Annotated in this window: 18 protein-coding genes; 10 read left to right on the top strand and 8 right to left on the bottom strand. The window is 66.7% G+C overall.

The annotated features are described in order from the left end of the window. Positions 1–113: 113 nt before the first annotated feature. Positions 114–1,019 carry a CHAD domain-containing protein gene (locus tag AC1RNP_RS02940; protein ID WP_493049744.1) on the bottom strand — a complete coding sequence of 302 codons (906 nt, stop codon included), beginning with the start codon at positions 1,017–1,019 and terminating at the stop codon, positions 114–116. A gap of 85 nt (positions 1,020–1,104) precedes the next feature. Here AC1RNP_RS02940 and AC1RNP_RS02935 point away from each other — a divergent pair, with 85 nt between their 5' ends. The 3 genes from AC1RNP_RS02935 to AC1RNP_RS02925 all read left to right on the top strand — a co-directional run bounded on the left by AC1RNP_RS02935 (position 1,105) and on the right by AC1RNP_RS02925 (position 3,659). After that, positions 1,105–1,965: an ABC transporter ATP-binding protein gene (locus tag AC1RNP_RS02935; protein ID WP_493049743.1), complete on the top strand. Its 861-nt coding sequence runs from the start codon at positions 1,105–1,107 to the stop codon at positions 1,963–1,965. Continuing rightward, positions 1,958–2,785: a bifunctional DNA-formamidopyrimidine glycosylase/DNA-(apurinic or apyrimidinic site) lyase gene (gene mutM / locus AC1RNP_RS02930; RefSeq protein WP_493049742.1), complete on the top strand. Its 828-nt coding sequence runs from the start codon at positions 1,958–1,960 to the stop codon at positions 2,783–2,785. Before AC1RNP_RS02935 ends, mutM begins: the two co-directional genes overlap by 8 nt. Positions 2,786–2,885: 100 nt before the next feature. Then, positions 2,886–3,659, top strand: a complete 774-nt coding sequence (locus AC1RNP_RS02925; protein ID WP_493049741.1) for a DNA/RNA non-specific endonuclease — start codon at positions 2,886–2,888, stop codon at positions 3,657–3,659. A gap of 31 nt (positions 3,660–3,690) precedes the next feature. Here the strand turns inward: AC1RNP_RS02925 and AC1RNP_RS02920 are convergent, their stop codons facing one another. The 3 genes from AC1RNP_RS02920 to AC1RNP_RS02910 are packed head-to-tail and all read right to left on the bottom strand — an operon-like array spanning position 3,691 to position 5,473. Beyond that, positions 3,691–4,035 (bottom strand): putative quinol monooxygenase, encoded by a 345-nt coding sequence (locus tag AC1RNP_RS02920; RefSeq protein WP_493049740.1) that lies wholly within the window; start codon positions 4,033–4,035, stop codon positions 3,691–3,693. Between the two features lie 10 nt (positions 4,036–4,045). After that, positions 4,046–4,666: a thymidine kinase gene (locus AC1RNP_RS02915; protein WP_493049739.1), complete on the bottom strand. Its 621-nt coding sequence runs from the start codon at positions 4,664–4,666 to the stop codon at positions 4,046–4,048. 30 nt (positions 4,667–4,696) lie between these two features. Continuing rightward, on the bottom strand, positions 4,697–5,473 hold the full coding sequence (locus AC1RNP_RS02910; protein WP_493049738.1) for a hypothetical protein: 777 nt from the start codon (positions 5,471–5,473) through the stop codon (positions 4,697–4,699). A gap of 113 nt (positions 5,474–5,586) precedes the next feature. On the opposite strand from AC1RNP_RS02910, the gene AC1RNP_RS02905 reads away from it, so the two are divergent. The 4 genes from AC1RNP_RS02905 (at position 5,587) to AC1RNP_RS02890 (ending at position 10,190) form a co-directional block, all read left to right on the top strand. Beyond that, complete coding sequence (locus tag AC1RNP_RS02905; RefSeq protein WP_493049737.1) at positions 5,587–7,566, top strand: UvrD-helicase domain-containing protein; 1,980 nt, start codon at positions 5,587–5,589, stop codon at positions 7,564–7,566. Positions 7,567–7,692: 126 nt separating this feature from the next. Then, positions 7,693–8,871 carry a calpain family cysteine peptidase gene (locus tag AC1RNP_RS02900; protein ID WP_493049736.1) on the top strand — a complete coding sequence of 393 codons (1,179 nt, stop codon included), beginning with the start codon at positions 7,693–7,695 and terminating at the stop codon, positions 8,869–8,871. Positions 8,872–8,920: 49 nt separating this feature from the next. Then, entirely contained in the window at positions 8,921–9,508 is a 588-nt protein-coding gene (locus AC1RNP_RS02895) for a hypothetical protein (RefSeq protein ID WP_493049735.1), read from the top strand. 97 nt (positions 9,509–9,605) lie between these two features. Next, entirely contained in the window at positions 9,606–10,190 is a 585-nt protein-coding gene (locus tag AC1RNP_RS02890) for a DUF1003 domain-containing protein (protein ID WP_493049734.1), read from the top strand. 60 nt (positions 10,191–10,250) lie between these two features. On the opposite strand, the gene AC1RNP_RS02885 is transcribed toward AC1RNP_RS02890, so the two are convergent. After that, positions 10,251–11,753, bottom strand: coding sequence for an XVIPCD domain-containing protein (locus tag AC1RNP_RS02885; RefSeq protein WP_493049733.1), 1,503 nt, complete (start codon positions 11,751–11,753; stop codon positions 10,251–10,253). A gap of 10 nt (positions 11,754–11,763) precedes the next feature. Next, positions 11,764–12,279, bottom strand: a complete 516-nt coding sequence (locus AC1RNP_RS02880; protein WP_493049732.1) for a hypothetical protein — start codon at positions 12,277–12,279, stop codon at positions 11,764–11,766. Between AC1RNP_RS02880 and AC1RNP_RS02875 the strand changes: the two genes are divergently transcribed. The 3 genes from AC1RNP_RS02875 (at position 12,278) to AC1RNP_RS02865 (ending at position 14,931) form a co-directional block, all read left to right on the top strand. Then, a complete protein-coding gene (locus AC1RNP_RS02875) occupies positions 12,278–12,538 on the top strand; it encodes a hypothetical protein (protein WP_493049731.1) in 261 nt (86 codons plus the stop codon). The genes AC1RNP_RS02880 and AC1RNP_RS02875 overlap by 2 nt on opposite strands. 58 nt (positions 12,539–12,596) lie before the next feature. Continuing rightward, a complete protein-coding gene (locus tag AC1RNP_RS02870) occupies positions 12,597–13,529 on the top strand; it encodes a 5'-nucleotidase, lipoprotein e(P4) family (RefSeq protein WP_493049730.1) in 933 nt (310 codons plus the stop codon). 328 nt (positions 13,530–13,857) lie between these two features. Next, positions 13,858–14,931, top strand: coding sequence for a hypothetical protein (locus AC1RNP_RS02865; RefSeq protein WP_493049729.1), 1,074 nt, complete (start codon positions 13,858–13,860; stop codon positions 14,929–14,931). 149 nt (positions 14,932–15,080) lie between these two features. Here the strand turns inward: AC1RNP_RS02865 and AC1RNP_RS02860 are convergent, their stop codons facing one another. Then, positions 15,081–15,413, bottom strand: a complete 333-nt coding sequence (locus AC1RNP_RS02860) for an EscF/YscF/HrpA family type III secretion system needle major subunit (RefSeq protein ID WP_226467207.1) — start codon at positions 15,411–15,413, stop codon at positions 15,081–15,083. Between the two features lie 84 nt (positions 15,414–15,497). Beyond that, positions 15,498–16,076 carry a hypothetical protein gene (locus AC1RNP_RS02855; RefSeq protein ID WP_493049728.1) on the bottom strand — a complete coding sequence of 193 codons (579 nt, stop codon included), beginning with the start codon at positions 16,074–16,076 and terminating at the stop codon, positions 15,498–15,500. Positions 16,077–16,179: the final 103 nt, after the last annotated feature.

The raw sequence follows: 16,179 nt of genomic DNA, 5'->3' as shown, positions 1-16,179 counted from the left end.
ATGACGGCAGCGGGGTGGACAGGACAGGCAAGGCCGTCGAGTGTCCCACGGACATCATGCCACCGCCGTGACGGTTTTCCATCCGTGCGTCGGGGTACGGTGCCAGCGGAGATTCAGTCGGATTTTCGGGGATCCGGCGTAGCGGGGGGCTCGGCGGGAATTGGCGGCGGTTCGACCGCGCGTTCGATGGCGGCGATGCGGCGCTGCTGCCTGGCCAGGGCGGCCTTGGCATAGCGGCGGAGGGCGATCCGGTCGGCTTTTTCGAGCGGCAGGCCGCCCTTGGCCTGCTCGAGCAGGAGCCGCAGGTCCTGCGCGACGCCCAGCTGCTCGGTGAGGGACTTGTCGAAGGCGCGCGGCGCGGTAAACGCCAGGCCCGCGGCCTTGGCGGCGCGCAGCTGTTGCGACAGGCGGCGCATGCGGCGGCGCCAGCGGTGCCAGTCGGCCTCGTCCCCGCTGGCGTGCACGCGCGCGTGCGCCCGGTCGGCATGGACAGCGCTTTCGGCCAGGGCGCGTTGCAGGCGGGCGGGCTGGAGGGCGGCCCAGGGCAGGGCGTCCAGGCCGGCCCACAGCACCTGCAGGGTCTGCCGGCGCGCGATCAGGGCGGGGTCGGCGTCGAGTTCGGCGCGCAGGCGTTCCGTCCGCCGCCGCACCGCGATGGCGCGGACGCGACGCAGCAGGGGGCGGGTTTCCGCGTCCGGATGCCTGGCGATACGGCGGTCGAGGGTCTCGATCAGGGCGTGGGCGTCGCGCAGGGCGGAGAGGCCGTGGTTCACGCGGGCCAGTTCGCGCGCCAACAGGCGGGCACCCTCACCGAGGGCCTCGCCGCCAAGGAGCAGCACCGCACGGGTGCGCCGCAAGCCCTTGCGGGCATGGTGCACGCCCGCGTGCAGGCGATGGCCGTGGCGCCCCAGGCCGGCGATGGCGGCATCGAGTTCGGCCGCGGCGTAGGCGTGCAGGGCCAGACCCGGCGGCTGGCCGGAGGGCGCGGTGGACGCAGCGGTGGCCGGCTTGTTTCGCATGGATGCGATACCCGTCGATGGCGACTGGCGATCCGAGTCTAATAGGGATGTTGCGATTTCCCGACTGCGCCTTCATCTCCCAGCCATGCCCGCCGACGCCACGCACCTCCCCGCTCCGCCGCTGATCGAACTCGATCGCGCCAGCGTGATGCGCGGCGCCCGTCTCGCGCTGCGGGAGGTGTCGCTGCGGATTCCGCCCGGCCGGCACACCGCGATCCTCGGGCCGAACGGCTGCGGCAAGTCGACGCTGATCAAGCTGATCACGCGCGAGCTGTATCCGCTGGCGCACGACGACGGCCGCCCCGCGGCGCGCCTCCTGGGCATGCATTTGTGGGACGTGCGCGAGATTCGGTCGCGACTCGGCATCGTTACCGGCGCGATCCATGACGACCTGTCGTCGTTGCCCGGCCTGCGCGTGGAAGATGTTGTCCTCGGCGCCTTCGAGGCGCGGTTGTCAGCGCCGGAGCCGCACACGGTCACGGCCGCGATGCGCGATCGCGCCCGCGAGGCGCTCGCGCGCGTGGACGCGTTGCCTCTGGCCGGGCGCGAATACGCGACGCTGTCGACCGGCGAAGCGCGTCGCGTGCTGGTCGCACGCGCGCTGGTGCATGAGCCGCGCGCCTTGCTGCTGGACGAACCGACGACCGGGCTGGACCTCGTCGCCCGTCATCGCCTGCTGCAGACGTTGCGTGCGCTCGCCCGGGACGGCATCACGCTGGTCCTGGTGACGCACCACCTCGAAGAACTGATCCCCGAGATCAACCACGTCGTGCTGCTGAGCGAAGGCCAGGTACTGGACGACGGACCGCGCGAACACGTGCTGACGGCCGAACGGCTGTCGCAAGCCTTCGGCGCGATCCTGGATTACGACGATCGCGACCATGAGGGCCGCGGACCTGCCGGCGCGGTCGTGATCGATGCCGGCGCGAGACCTGTCGATGCCTGAGCTGCCCGAAGTCGAAACCACCCGCCGCGGCCTCGCGCCGCACGTCGAAGGGCGACGCGTGCGCGAAGTCGTGCTGCGGCGGCCGGATCTGCGCTGGCCAATTCCGCGCGAGGTGTCCGAACTGTTGCCCGGCCAGCGCATCAACGCGGTGCGGCGGCGCGCCAAGTATCTATTGCTCGACACCGAGGTGGGCAGCGCGCTGCTGCATCTGGGCATGTCCGGCAGCCTGCGCGTGCTGCCGCCGAGCACGGCGGTGACCACGCACGATCACGTCGACGTCGCGCTCGATGCCGCGAACGGCTCCCCGCGCCGCGTGCTGCGCTTCAACGATCCGCGCCGCTTCGGCTGCCTGCTCTGGCAACCACCAGGAACGACGCACGAACTGTTGCGCGATCTCGGCCCCGAACCGTTGTCCGATGCCTTCGACGGGGAGTATTTGTTCGCGCTCAGCCGCGGCCGCAAGGCGCCGGTGAAAGTCTTCCTGATGGACCAGCGCGTGGTGGTGGGCGTGGGCAACATCTACGTCGCCGAGGCGCTGTTCGCGGCCGGCGTGTCGCCGCTGCGCGCGGCCGGGCGCGTTTCGCGCGAGAGCTATCTGCGCATCGCCGAGAGCATCCGCCGCATCCTGCAGTACGCGATCACGCGCGGCGGCACGACGCTGCGCGATTTCCTCAGCCCGGATGGCGCGCCGGGTTATTTCGAACAGGAATTGTCGGTGTACGGACGCGAAGGCGAGCCATGCAAGACCTGCGGACGCGCGTTGACGCTGACCACGATCGGCCAGCGCGCGACGGTGTGGTGTCGACGCTGCCAGCGCTGATGCGTCGGCGTTTCGTCATCGTTTCGACAACAAATTGTCATCTCGGTTTCTCATGAGAACGGCACGCTGCGGACTCTGACCAAGTCCGCAGAGGTTGCTCGTGAACTCAGCCGCAAGAGTGCTTTCGATCCTCGGGCTCTGGCTCGCCGCGCATTCGGCGCAGGCCATCACCTGCGACAGCAGCACCAACGACGAGTATCTGGGCGGCCAGAAGCCGGTGCTCCTGAATTCGGAGATGAACTCGGAAACGCTGTCGCTGTGCAAGCAGGAATACAACCTGTATGCCTCGAAGGTGACCGGTACCGATCTGTGGTCGGCGCAGCACCTCACCGAGGCACGCGTGCTCGGCGCGGAGTCGATCACCCGCATCGACATGAACTTCACCAGCGAGGCCGGCTTCCCCACCACGCATTCGAGCTACACCAACAGCGGCTACGACCGCGGCCACATGATGCCCGCCGGTGACGCGTCCACTACGACGGCGCAGAAGGAAACCTTCTCGATCGCCAACGTCGTGCCGCAGACGCCGAAGCTCAATCGCGGCGTCTGGGCGCAGATCGAAAGCACCGTGCGCATCCTCGCCAAGACCTACGGCGAGGTCTACATCGTCACCGGCCCGGACTTCGCCAGCATGTCCACCACCATCAACAGCGGCAAGGTGGTGGTGCCGACGCAGACTTGGAAGGCGGTCTACGTGCCCGATGCGCAGGTCGCCGGCGCCTACTGGTGCGAGAACACCGCCACGCCGACCTGCAAGGTGATCTCGATCGACCAGCTCTCGGATGACGCCTTCGTCGATCCGTTCCCGGCGCTGGCGGATGCCTTGCGCAACCAGACCGCTTCGGACTGGGAGGACATCCTGGTATTGCCCTGACCGGCGGCTGGCGTGCGCCGGCGGGCGATCCTCAGGCCGGTCCGTTCAGCGCACGCAGGCTGTCCACCGCTTCCGGCGCGGCCCACAGCAACGTGTTCACGTAGGTCTCGATCCTGCTGACGAGCGCTTCTCTCGGGCCTTGCCGCCATGCCTCCGAACCATAGAAGCGGCCTTGCTCCGCCTCCAGCGCCTCGCGGCTGTCGTAGGCGCGGATCAGGAAATAGGTTTCCTCTTCGTGATCCGAGCGGCCGTAGGCGATCACGTCCATGCCCGCGCCCCGGAGCATCGGCACGGCGCTGTCGTGCATGGCCGCGTGGAAATCGTCGATCGTGCCTGGCTTCAGGCGGTACGTGCGGATTTCGAGCAGGCGGTTCATGTGTCGCGGGTCAAAGCGGTAGCGGTTGTTGCAGCGGCTCGATACGCCCCTCGCCGCGCACGATCTTCTTGAACTCGGCGCGGCTCACCGAAACGTAGCGCTCGTTGCCGCCGATCTCCACCTGCGGCCCATCCTGCACGGCGTAGCCGCTGTCGTCCACACGCACGGTCATAGTCGCCTTCTTGCCGGTGTGGCAGATGGTCTTGATCTCGGACAGTTCGTCGGCCCAGGCCAACAGATATTGGCTGCCCTCGAACAGCTCACCGCGAAAATCCGTGCGCAGGCCGTAGCACAGCACCGGGATGCGCAGCGTGTCGACCACCTCGCTCAGCTGCCACACCTGCGCCTTGCTCAGGAACTGCGCCTCGTCCACCAGCACGCAATGCAGGTCGCCGTGCGCGGCGATGTCGTCCTGGATGCGCCGCTGCAGATCATCATCGCGATCGAACGACGCGCCCTGCGCCTGCAGACCGATGCGCGAGGCGACGGTGCCACTGCCGGCGCGATCGTCCAGGCGCGGTGTCAGGATCATCACCCGCATGCCGCGCTCGCGGTAGTTGTGCGCGGATTGCAGCAGCGTGGTGGTCTTTCCGGCGTTCATCGCCGAGTAGTAGAAGTAGAGCTTGGCCATGGGGCGGATTCTAACGTCCGCCGCGGCCGATCACTTCTCGTCGGGCTTCTCGTCAGGCGTTTCCGGTTCCGGCGCGTCGGCCTGGGGCGCGGTGTCCGGCACGCGCGACTTGAGCGGCGGCGCGTCTTCCTTCACCGTCTCCACCTCGCCGACGCTGACGCGGCCGATGCGCGGCTTCGCCCAGATGGCGTCGTGCCATTCCTGGTACAGCTTCGGGTCCCAGTAGCGCTTGTCGTAGAACTTGGACCCGCTGATGACCGTGCCGCCACCGGGGCTCGGCACGAAGATCTCCAGATTGCCGGTGAAGCCGGTGCGGCTTCCCGTCATCCGCAGCCGCTCGCGGCGCAGCGCGGTGGCGATGCGCGGCTTGGCGGCGGCGTCGCCGTATTTGGCGTAGAGCGCCTGCCCAACGTCGATGGCGCGCTTGCGTTCGTCCTCGGTCAGTTCGCCCCAATAGCGCTCGCGCAAACCGAGGAACCCTTCGTAGCCCCGCTCGGCGGCGAGATCCATCCAGGCGTAGGCCAACGCATGATCCTGCGGCGCGCCCTGCCCGTTCCACAGCATCTCCGCGACCATGCCCTGCGAGGGCTTGTCGGCATAGAAAGCGGCGCGCTGGAAGAACTTCAGCGCGTCCTCGAGCTTTTCCTGCTTGCGCCTTTCCAGCCCGAGCAGCCGATAGCGCAAATCAGGATGGCTGCTGAGAAAGCCGGCCGTGATCATCACCGGGTCCTGGAGCGGATCGGGCGGCAGCGCCTTCTTCTTGTCGGCGGCCGTCGCGGCGCCCGTGACCAGCAGCGCGCTCAACATGAAAATGGCGACTCTCCCCAGCATTCCTTGTCCTTGACTTTTTCCGGCGACCGCATCGTAGGCGGCCGGTGCCGCGCATGTCTGTAGACTGATGGCATAGATCGGAAGTTCCCATGCACGGCCTCAACCCCCAACAATCCGCCGCGGTCGCGCATTGCGACGGCCCGATGCTGGTGCTCGCAGGCGCCGGCAGCGGCAAGACGCGCGTGATCGTCGAGAAGATCGCGCACCTGATCCAATCCGGCCGCTACCCCGCCAAGCGCATCGCCGCGATCACCTTCACCAACAAGGCGGCGAAGGAAATGCGCGAGCGCGTCGGCCGCCGCATCAAGGGCGACGCGGCGGAAGGGCTGACCATCTGTACCTTCCACGCGCTCGGCTTGAAGCTGCTGCAGATCGAGCATGCGAAGGCCGGACTCAAGCGCGGCTTCTCGATCTTTGACGCCGACGACACCGCGACGCAGCTGAAGGACCTGATGCCCGGCGCGAAACCCGACGTGGTGCAGGCCATGCAGGGTCTGATCTCGCGCGCCAAGAACGCCGGCCTGTCGCCCGAAGAAGCGCTCGCAAGCGCGCAAAGCACGCGCGAGCACGAGGCGGCGGCGCTGTACGGCAAATATCAGGCACGGCTGTCGGCCTTCAACGCGGTCGATTTCGACGATCTCATCCGCCTGCCCGTGCAGTTGCTGGAGAACGACGAGGATTGCGCCCTGGCGTGGCGCGAGCGCATCGGCTACCTGCTCGTCGACGAATGCCAGGACACCAACGACGCGCAGTACCGGCTGCTGAAGGCGCTGGCCGGCGGCAAGGGCAATTTCACCTGCGTGGGCGACGACGACCAGAGCATCTACGCCTGGCGTGGCGCCAATCCGGAGAATCTGTCGCAACTGGCGCGCGACTATCCGGCGCTGAAGGTGGTCAAGCTCGAACAGAACTACCGCTGCAGCAACCGCGTGCTGCGCGCGGCCAACGCCTTGATCGCGAACAATCCGCACGAGCATCCCAAGACGCTGTGGAGCGCGCAGGCCGATGGCGAACGCATCCGCATCTGGGAATGCCGCGATTCCGCGCACGAGGCCGAACGCATCGCCGGCGAAATCCACTTCCTGCACACCGCGCGCAACGCGGTGTGGAGCGAATTCTGCATCCTGTTCCGCGGCAATCATCAGTCGCGCGCGCTGGAAAAGGCGCTGCAGCTGCTGCGCGTGCCCTATCACCTGTCCGGCGGCACCGCTTTCCTCGATCGCGGCGAGGTGAAGGATGCGTTGTCGTGGCTGCGCCTGATCGTCAATCCCGAGGATGACGCGGCCTTCCTGCGCGCGGTGCAGTCGCCCAAGCGCGAGGTCGGCGCGACCACGCTGGCGAAGCTGGCCGAACTCGCGCAGCACGCGCACATGCCGCTCTTGCGCGCGGCCGAGTCGGTGGGCCTGCTGAAGCAGTTGCAACCACGCGCGGCGAACGCGCTCAGCGGTTTCGTCGACATCGTGCGCGGCTTGCGCAGTGACGCGGCGCACTTGTCGCCCTCCGACCTCGTGCGCAAGCTCAACGAACGTTCCGGCCTGCTCGACGCGCTGCGCGCGCAGTGCAAGACCGAGCAGCTGTTCCAGATTCGTCGCGGCAACCTCGACGAACTGGCCGAATGGTTCGAGGGCGCGCGCGGCACCAGCGCCGGCGAACTCGCCGCCTCGCTCGCCCTGCTCACCCACGCTGACAAGAACGACGCCGGCAATCAGGTGCGGCTGATGAGCCTGCATGCGGCGAAGGGGCTGGAATTCCGCTATGTCTTCATCGCCGGCTGCGAGGATGGCACGCTGCCGCACGAAGCCAGCATCGACGAGGGCCGCCTCGATGAGGAGCGGCGACTGCTCTACGTCGGCATCACCCGCGCGAAGGAGCAGCTGTGGCTCTCGCATTCGCGCGAGGCGCAGCGCTGGGGCAGCAAGCTGCGTCTGTCGCCCAGCCGCTTCTTCGACGAACTGCCGGCCGCCGAGTTGCAGCGCGACGGCGCGGACCCGGTGGCCGACGCGGAGCGCAAGAAGGAACGTGCCGATGTCGGCTTCGCTGCGATCAGGGCGATGCTGGACGCGGGTTGACGCAGTTCCGGATTCGCCGATCGAATTCCCCCGGCGACGCGATCGCCGCGTCGCCCCGGTTACAACTGGTGCGCTTTTGTTGTAAAAACAGCGCACTGGACACCCATTGACATAAGGACTTGCGATATGGCCGATCCTCGGCGCATCACCTTCAGCGACGCTGATCTCTACGACAGGAACGATCCACGACCGCGCGCGCGCGACATCAGCCAGGACGCGGTCGGCGACTGTTATCTGATGGCCCCGATGGGATCGCTCGCCGAACTGCAACCGGATCGGATTCGTCAGGCGATTCGTTACGACCAGGCGACCGGCAATTTCCAGGTCACGCTCTACCGCAACGCCGGCGGCGTGCCGACGTCCGAGACGATCACCGTCACACAGGACGCGCTGCGCGACAACCTGCGCAGGAACGGCGGCAGCGGCACCGACAACGCCTTGCAGGCGATGGATGATCTCGTGCGTCAGGGCGGCGGCGCCGTCACGAACGATCGTTACGGTGTGCGCGACAACCCGATCTGGCCGGCGGTGATCGAGACGGCCGCCGCCATCCAGGCGCGCCAGCGTGGCGGCCGGGACGGGCTGGATGAAGGCTATCGATGGCTTCAAGGCAATGTCGACGCGCAAGGCAACCCGTTCGGCGCGGTCCCAAGTCTCGGCTCGTTCACCCTGACCGGCGACTATGGTCATTTTCAACCAGCGCCACCGCCCGCACAGGCCAATGCGATGGCGCGCGACATCGAGGACGCGCTCGCACGGGGACAGCCGGTGACGCTCGCCACCATGCCAGGGCGAGGACAGGACGGCCTGGCGGACGGGCACGCTTACATGGTCGAAGGTGTCACGCGCGATCGCAACGGCGAAGCCATCCTGCAATTGCGCAATCCGTGGGGGCATAACAACGTCGGCGAATCGCGCGACTCGAACAGCCCCACGCTCTCGATCAATCTGCGCGATGCGCTCGGCCAGGGCGGCATCCAGGGTTACCACACCGGCCCCGGGCGCCAGCAGCCGGATCTCGCACGCGACACACCATCCGCGCCGACGAACACACCGGCGAATGCGCCAGCCAGAACCGGCAACCCGCACGTCAACAGCCTGTTGGATGCGATCGGCGATCCCGCGGCGATGCGGCACGCGATGACCGCACTGGCGCAATCGCCGGACGGACAGGCATTCCGCGCCGAAGGCCAGGCACTCTGGCAGGCGCAGCAATCGCCCGCCCAGACACCTCGCAGCCACGACCCGATCGCATTGCCGTCGCCGAACGAGGAACCGGCGCCGCGCGTGATGCGCATGCAGTAAGCATCACGGACACAAGAGAGCGGACACCATCACGCCTTGGGGGCGATCCATGCTTGGCAAGCTGTTCGGCAAGAAGAAGGCCACGCCCGATGTCATCGTGGCGACGCTCAACGCGCGCATCCAGCCGATGCACCGGCACGAGCGCTACGAAGATCCGCTCGACGCGGTTCTGAAGCAACACAATGTCGGCGAAATCTCGGGTGGCGGCACGCTGCAGGGAACCGGCGGCGAGATCGAATGCTGCGACGTGGAAATCCAGGTGACCAACGCCTCCACGGAAACGATCGCGCTCATCTCGCACACGCTGGAACGGCTCGGCGCCCCGAAAGGGTCGCGATTGTCGGTCTCGGGCGTCGCGCAGCCGGTTGCGTTCGGCGTCAACGAAGGCCTCGCGCTCTATCTCAACGGCACCGACCTGCCCGAGGAGATTTACGCGAAATACGATTCGAACGTGGTCTACAACGAACTCGAGGATGCACTCGGCGGGGAAGGCGGCATCCACAGCTGGTGGCAGGGGCCGCGCGAGACCGCGTTCTATCTGTACGGCCCATCCTTCGACACGATGAAGAAGCTGATCCTGCCGTTCGTCGACAGCTATCCGCTCTGCCAGAAGGCGAGGATCGAGAAGATCGCCTGAACCGGCGGGCATGCCCGTGATCCAGGCATGCGGGAACGCTCCCGGCCTGAGGAAGCCGAACGCGCCATTACGATGACGGCCGCGCACAATAGCCGCCATGCCGGCCCATCCGCCCGGCGTGGACACGGTCATGGCGATTTCCGATCACGATGTCACGCATGCCGCCGAGCGCTGGCTCGGCAAGACGACCAACAAGCTGTCCGAGTCCGAGAAGCGCGTTCTGCGCCACGCGCTCGAACGCAAACCGATCTCGCGCAGATCGCACAAGCCCGACGAAGTGACGTTCGGCGAATGGCTGGCCGACAAGGTCGCCATGTTCGGGGGCTCGTGGACGTTTCTCATGTTGTTCGCCGGTTTCCTGGTGGCATGGGCCGGCGCCAATGTCTGGCTGCTGAGCCGGCCGTTCGATCCCTACCCCTTCATCTTTCTCAATCTGATGTTGTCGATGCTGGCGGCCGCGCAGGCACCGATCATCATGATGAGCCAGAACCGTCAGGCGACGAAGGACCGCATCGCCGCCGAACTCGATTACGAGATCAATCTGAAAGCGGAGATCGAGATCATGGCGCTGCACGAGAAACTCGATCAGATGCGCAACGAGCAGATGCAGTCGCTGCTGGCCGATCAGCAGCGACAGATCGACATGCTCACCCGGTTGATCAGCGAACGGCCGCGCGACTGACTCGCTCGTCGCGGATTCCGCGCCCGGCCACGCTCGGCAGGGCGCGTCATCGCAGGATCGTCAGCGGGAGAAGCCCTGCACCTGCGATTCAGTCTGTTGAGGTGAAACGGGTCCCGCCTGCGCTCCCGCTTTCAGCTGCTGCAGGCTCTGTTCCAGAGGCTGCGCGGCGGCCTGCGTCTTCTCCTGATAGACACGATTCGTGTCCAGCGGATTGTCGGGATTCGTCCATGCCGCGATCAGGCCCTTGCCATCGGTGCTCGCCACGACCGCCGTGATCGAAGGCAGATGGTTCGACTGCGCCTGCGCCGCCAGTGCGCCCGCAACGCGCTCCATCTCCTGCGCGTTGCGGTAGCCGCCGGCCTGCGGCCCCAGCGCCTGCACGCGCTCCAGCGCTTGCGCGTACAGCGGATGCGCCTGCGATCCCGACACGGCTTCGGCCGACAGCGGCAGGCGCTGCGGCAGACCGCCCGGGAACCCACCACCCGGAAGCATGCCCGGAACCGGCGACACGGGAATCGCCTTGGGCGGCACGAGGGAATGCGGCTTGTCGGTGTCCAGCTTGATCTTGGTGCCGTCGCTGTTGTCGTAGAAGGTGCGCGGCTTGCCGTCGGCGAATTTCAGGTGGGGCTGGATCGCGTTGTAGTCGACGCCCATCTGCTTGAGGTTGATCGTGATGTCCTTGGCCTTGTCGACATCGAGGATGGTCCGCACCAGTTCGGTGGCAACCTGCTGCTTGTAGGTCTCGCGATTGCTCGCCCCGAATTGCGGACGTTCGAAGAACGTTTTCTGCAGCACCTTGATGTTGTCGTCGGTCTGCGGCAGCAGCCCGCTGCCGGGCGGGGAAATGGTGAGCCCCGGATGCAGCTTGCCCTTGTCGACGTCGAAGAAATCCTTTTTGCGATCGTCCGGGATCGCGGCGAAGATCTTCGCCTCGGTGCGGTCCTTCTTGTCCAGCGACAGCACAATGCTGTTGTAGTACTCCAGGTGCGCACGTGATTCGGACGCGCTGCGCTCGGCCACCTTGTCGCCGATGACCTTGGTGAAGTCGTGGGCCTGCTTGCCGTCGTTGAGGATCTTCTCAGCTTCGGTGATGAAGGCCTTGTCGGCGGTGCGTCCCTTGTCGCGTTCCTGCGAATGGTCGAGCTCGTGGCCGATGATGCCGATCAGCTCGTTGCGCGCGGGGCCTTTCTTCGCGGCGATCAGTGCGATCGCCGGGTTGATGTACATCAGGTCGTTCTTGCCGTCGTAGGCGCCGCCCGCGCCCATGTCCTTGGAGCCGATCTCGATCTTCTTGATGCGGCCGTCGCCGATCTCCTTGATGAAGTCGGCCTTCAGCTCCGGCGAGGATTTGATCGCTTCCTCGGTGGACTTGCGCACCGTGGCCGCATTGGCCTTGCGCGTGGCCTCGTCGGTGCCGAGGAAGACGCGATCCTTCGCCGCCGTTCCGAGCTGGTCGTAGGCGTCCTTCCGGTAGAGGTTGATCTGATCGACGAGCTTGCTGTCGGCCCCCATGCGGGCCTCCCAGTCGTCGAGCATTTTTTTCAGGTCCTGATCCGTGGCCATGGCGTCTCTCCTATGTCCCGTCGGAACGGGTGCTGACGGAGATGGTGCTCACGCAGGCGTGCTCCGGCCGCGCCGCGCTCTCGCCGATGGTCTGGATGCGCACGGTGACCTGATCGCGCCTGAACTCCCAGAAACGCGTGCCGCCGCGTTCACCGGGGACCGGCGTCGGTGAGAAGCCGCTGGCCTGCAGCGCCGACTTGTAGGCCTCGAAATCCGGCTGGCAGACCGCCGTGCGGTCGACGCCGTCGCCATCGGCGTTGTTGATCGAGAACAGCAGGCTGTCGGCGCCGCCCTCGCCACTGGCCAGGGTGCCGAGGCGGAAGCTCCAGTCCCGGGTGATCTGTCCGCGCGTGCCGTGGAGATAGACGGTGCCGGATTCCTCCGACAGCGTCAGTCCCGTCACTTCCTCGATGCGCGCGGGGGCGAGGTCCTGCCTGTCGCGGATGCTGTCGATCAGCCGCAGCAGCTTGGCGCCGATGGCTTCGGAACTGATCGCCGCGGCCGAAGTTTCGCTGGTGGTTTGCATGCTCTTGTCCTCCACATGGCTCGCGCAGGAAGCGGTCAATGCGCACAACGCCATCGTCGCGAGCCTGATCATCATCAGCCTGCGCCCCGGAACACGCGTGGCATCTGCTTTGCGCATATCGGCCAGTCACCCCGTTGCGGCCATGCTAAATCCAAATCCCTGGAACGGCGCAACGCGGGACTGGACCGCGGCGCGCCAGACATCCGGGGGTGAAATCCCCCATCCCTGGATACCAACGGCAAAACCGGCGCCCGACTGACACGTCCCGGCCGCCCGGCTCCGCTAAACTCGCGCGATTTTCCCGATCGGAGCTCGCGATGCGCCCCACCCTGGCGACCATTTCCCTGCTGGCCCTGGCCCTGGCCGCCTGCAAACCGGCCTCGTACACCGCGCCGCAGGGCGCCGCCGCCGCGGAAACCAAGCCCGCCGCGACCGCCGCCAAGGCCGATGCCGCCTCGGCCGATGACAACCTCAACGCGGTGCTGTGGATGCAGCGCTCGGAGGAGTACCGGGCCAGCGCCGAGACCATCTACCGCGCCGCCGCCGACAGGCTCGACGTCGCGCTGAAGGAAAAGAACTGGGACGCCCTGGTGCCGGAGGAGCGCGACAACGCCGGCAAGACGGCCGATCTCAAGCTTTCCGATCTGAAGCCCGCCGTCATCATGGACATCGACGAGACCGTGCTCGACAACGCGCCCTACCAGGCGCGTCTGGTGACGGGCGGCAAGGAATACGACGAGGTGACCTGGGACCAGTGGGTCGCCGAGAAGAAGGCCAAGCCGGTCCCCGGCGTGGTCGATTTCGCCAAGGCCGCGCAGGCGCGCGGCGTGACCATCCTGTACCTGTCCAACCGCGCCGTGCACCTGAAGGAGGCGACCCTCGCCAACCTGAAGGCGGTCGGCATGCCGGTGGCGAGCGACGACGTGTTCCTCGGCCTGGGCACCTTCGTGAAGGATTGCGAGCAGAACGGCAGCGAGAAGAACTGCCGCCGCCGCCTGGCCGGGCAGCGCTACCGCGTGCTGATGCAGTTCGGCGACCAGCTCGGCGACTTCGTGCAGATCCTCGCCAACACCCCCGCCGATCGCACCAAGCTGCTCGACCAGTACCACGACTGGTTCGGCGAGCGCTGGTGGATGCTGCCCAACCCCAGCTACGGCGGCTGGGAGCCGGCCCTGTTCAACAACGCCTGGGACCAGCCACGGGCCGCCCGCCGCGACGCCAAGCGCCAGGCACTTGACTTGAGAAATTAATCAATTCAATAAGTTGAGAGATTTTACTTCAGGTATTGCATTAACTATGGCGCCGCGTTAGTCTGCTCGCGCCCGGCTCGTCCGGGGCCATGCCACAACCGAAAGTCCTCCGGCGAGAGCCGGATATTTTTAGGGAGACCCTCCGGGTCTCCCTTTCTTTTGCCCGGCCGTCGAGTCGTCCAACCGACTTCAGAGCCGCTGCGGCCGCCGCACGAACGGCACGTGAGCATGGGGTTTCGACTAGGGTTTTCCCTAGGTGAATCGCACCAGCGACAGGACTAGGCTGGCGTGGCGTGCATCCGCCCTGCGCACGCCTTGGAGGTGCGACATGTCAGGCCCCGATGGCGTCGGCCCCCCGCAAATTCCCCCGGGATTGTTGAACAACCTGCCCAGCGATCGGGGCGGTCCGCATCGCGTCGATTCGCCCAATCCGAATTCGCCAAATTCACCAAACTCGCCGTATGACGTCGACGACGGCGTGGTGCAGACGCCGCGCAACGGCGATCCCGACTTCAATCCTTCGAATCCCGACACCTCTCGCGGGAATCCTCTGGGCGACGCCGGCAGCCCTGCGCGCAGCAGCTTCGAGTCGCAGGCGCAGAACCTCTACGCCGCGTTCTCGCGCGAATCGCAGACCTCCGCGCCGCTGGGCACCTCCGACGCGAGACTGCTCGCACCGAGCCAGAGCGGACAGGTGACGACGGCGAACGCGCCGAGCCTGTCGACGCCCGCCAACGCGCCCACCGCCCCGGCGGCACCGGGCGCCACCACCGCGACCGCCTCCACGGTCGCCACGGCCACGGCGCAACCCATCCAGGGACCGGCGACACCGATGCTGGTCCAGACAGCGACCTCCGCGCACCTCATCGCGCCGGGCACCGCCGCTGGCGTCGAGCAGTTGGCCGCCTCGCTGCGCCCGGATGCGCTGCCCACGAATCCCGCGATGAACCTGCCGCCGACCCTGGCGCTTCCGGGCGTCGCCGCCGGCGCGACGATGGCCGTTTCTCCCGCCATCGATCCGCGCGGCGTGACGTTGCCGGCCAACGATCGCGTCCCCGGCGTGCGCGGCGAACTGCAGGCGCAAGGCAACACGATCGTCACCGGATGGCGCCGGCGTGCGCGCAACAAGTCCGGCCCCTTCTCGGAGCATTCGCGCGCGCGTTCGCTGTTCAATCGCGATTCCGACAGCGACAACGGCGCGCAGGCCTGGCAGTGGCTGTTCTGGATCCTGGGCATCGTCGCCTACGCCAGCATCGCCCTGGCGATCGTCGTGCTCATGCCCGGCGGTGGCGGCATCTTCAGCGACAGCAGCAGCCGCGGCATGTCCGGCGGCCTGATCGCGCTCGGCTGCGTCAGCTTCGCGGTCGCCTGGTGGGTGGCGCGGAGAATGCGCCGCCGCTGAGCGCGGCGGCTTTTCTTTTTTGGAATACACGGTGCCTCGCGTTCGCGCGCGCATGCGCGCGAAGCGCGTCCGCATCATGCGAAGCATTTGCGGCGACACAAAAAAGAAGGGCGGCCCGGAGGCCGCCCTTCGTACAACCCGGCAGTGGATTACTGCTTGCTGGCAGCCTTGGTGTTGGCTTCGCCGATGGTCTTCACGACCGTCTGCGCGGTGTTCATCAGCAGGCTGAACTCCTGCGACTTGACCTGGAAGTTGGTCATGGTGGCCGGATCATCCTTGGTCACCGCGTTGGAAGCGGCGGTCATGTCCTTCCACGACTCGGTGATCATCTTGTTCAGGCCTTCCACCAGCGCGGCGAGCCAAGACTTGGAACCCTTGGCGACGCTGTTGGCGCTGCTGCTCTCGCGCGACTTCTCGTTGCCCGACATGGCGATGTGGTTGAGCAGGGAGGCATAGGCGCGGTCGGCATTGTTCTCGATCATTTTGTTTCTCCTAGAGATGTGTATTTGAGTTGGTTGCGAATCCGGGATTGCGTAAACCCTCGCGTGCGCGACGGGCTTGCTCGATCAGACCGGAGGTCCACGCGAGGTGCGTGTCCGCCTCAAATTCGGTTTTCTAGGTTGAACGCGTGCATCCTGAAGGCCAGAAGACGTGGCCTGCTTGGACTGCGCGGCGGCGTCGCGCTGCGCCTCCAGCCAAGCCAGCGCCTTCTCTTCACCGTCCTGTTCGCAGCGCTTGGCGAATTCGACGGCCAGTTTCACTTCCGGCTTGTCGAGCGGCTGCATCGCCTCGTCGAACTGCCGGATCAGCGCGGCGACATCGCCATCTTCGGCGAAGCCAGATTCGCGCAGGCCATCGAGCATCTGGACCCATTGGCCGCGATCGGGCCGGGTGACTAGCGTCGGCTCGATCGGCGCGCTTTCCACCGCATGCAGCAGGTGGTCGAGCAGGAAATCACGGCCCTGCTCGTCGAGATCGGGGTTGTCCTGCAGCGTGGCTTCGATCTTGCGGCGCAGGGCGTCGCGCAGCTGCTGCTCTTGATCGTTCTGTGGAGCATCCTCCGCCACGTTGGCGGCTTCGGCGACGCCCCCCTGCCGGGCGCGCTCAAGCAAGCCTGCCCGCGAGGCGGGGCGCTTGCGAGGCACTGGGCGGCGGTTGGTGGGTGCCATCAGGACTCAGCTCCGGGAAGGGCCGGGGACGCCTGGATGGCGAATCCCCCCGGACCGTGTTGAGGCAAGTTAAGCAGAG

Source organism: Luteimonas sp. GW821-FHT14E02, from assembly GCF_058803905.1.
The sequence above is the reverse complement of the archived record's forward strand: the minus strand, read 5'-3'. Positions and strand labels throughout refer to the sequence as shown.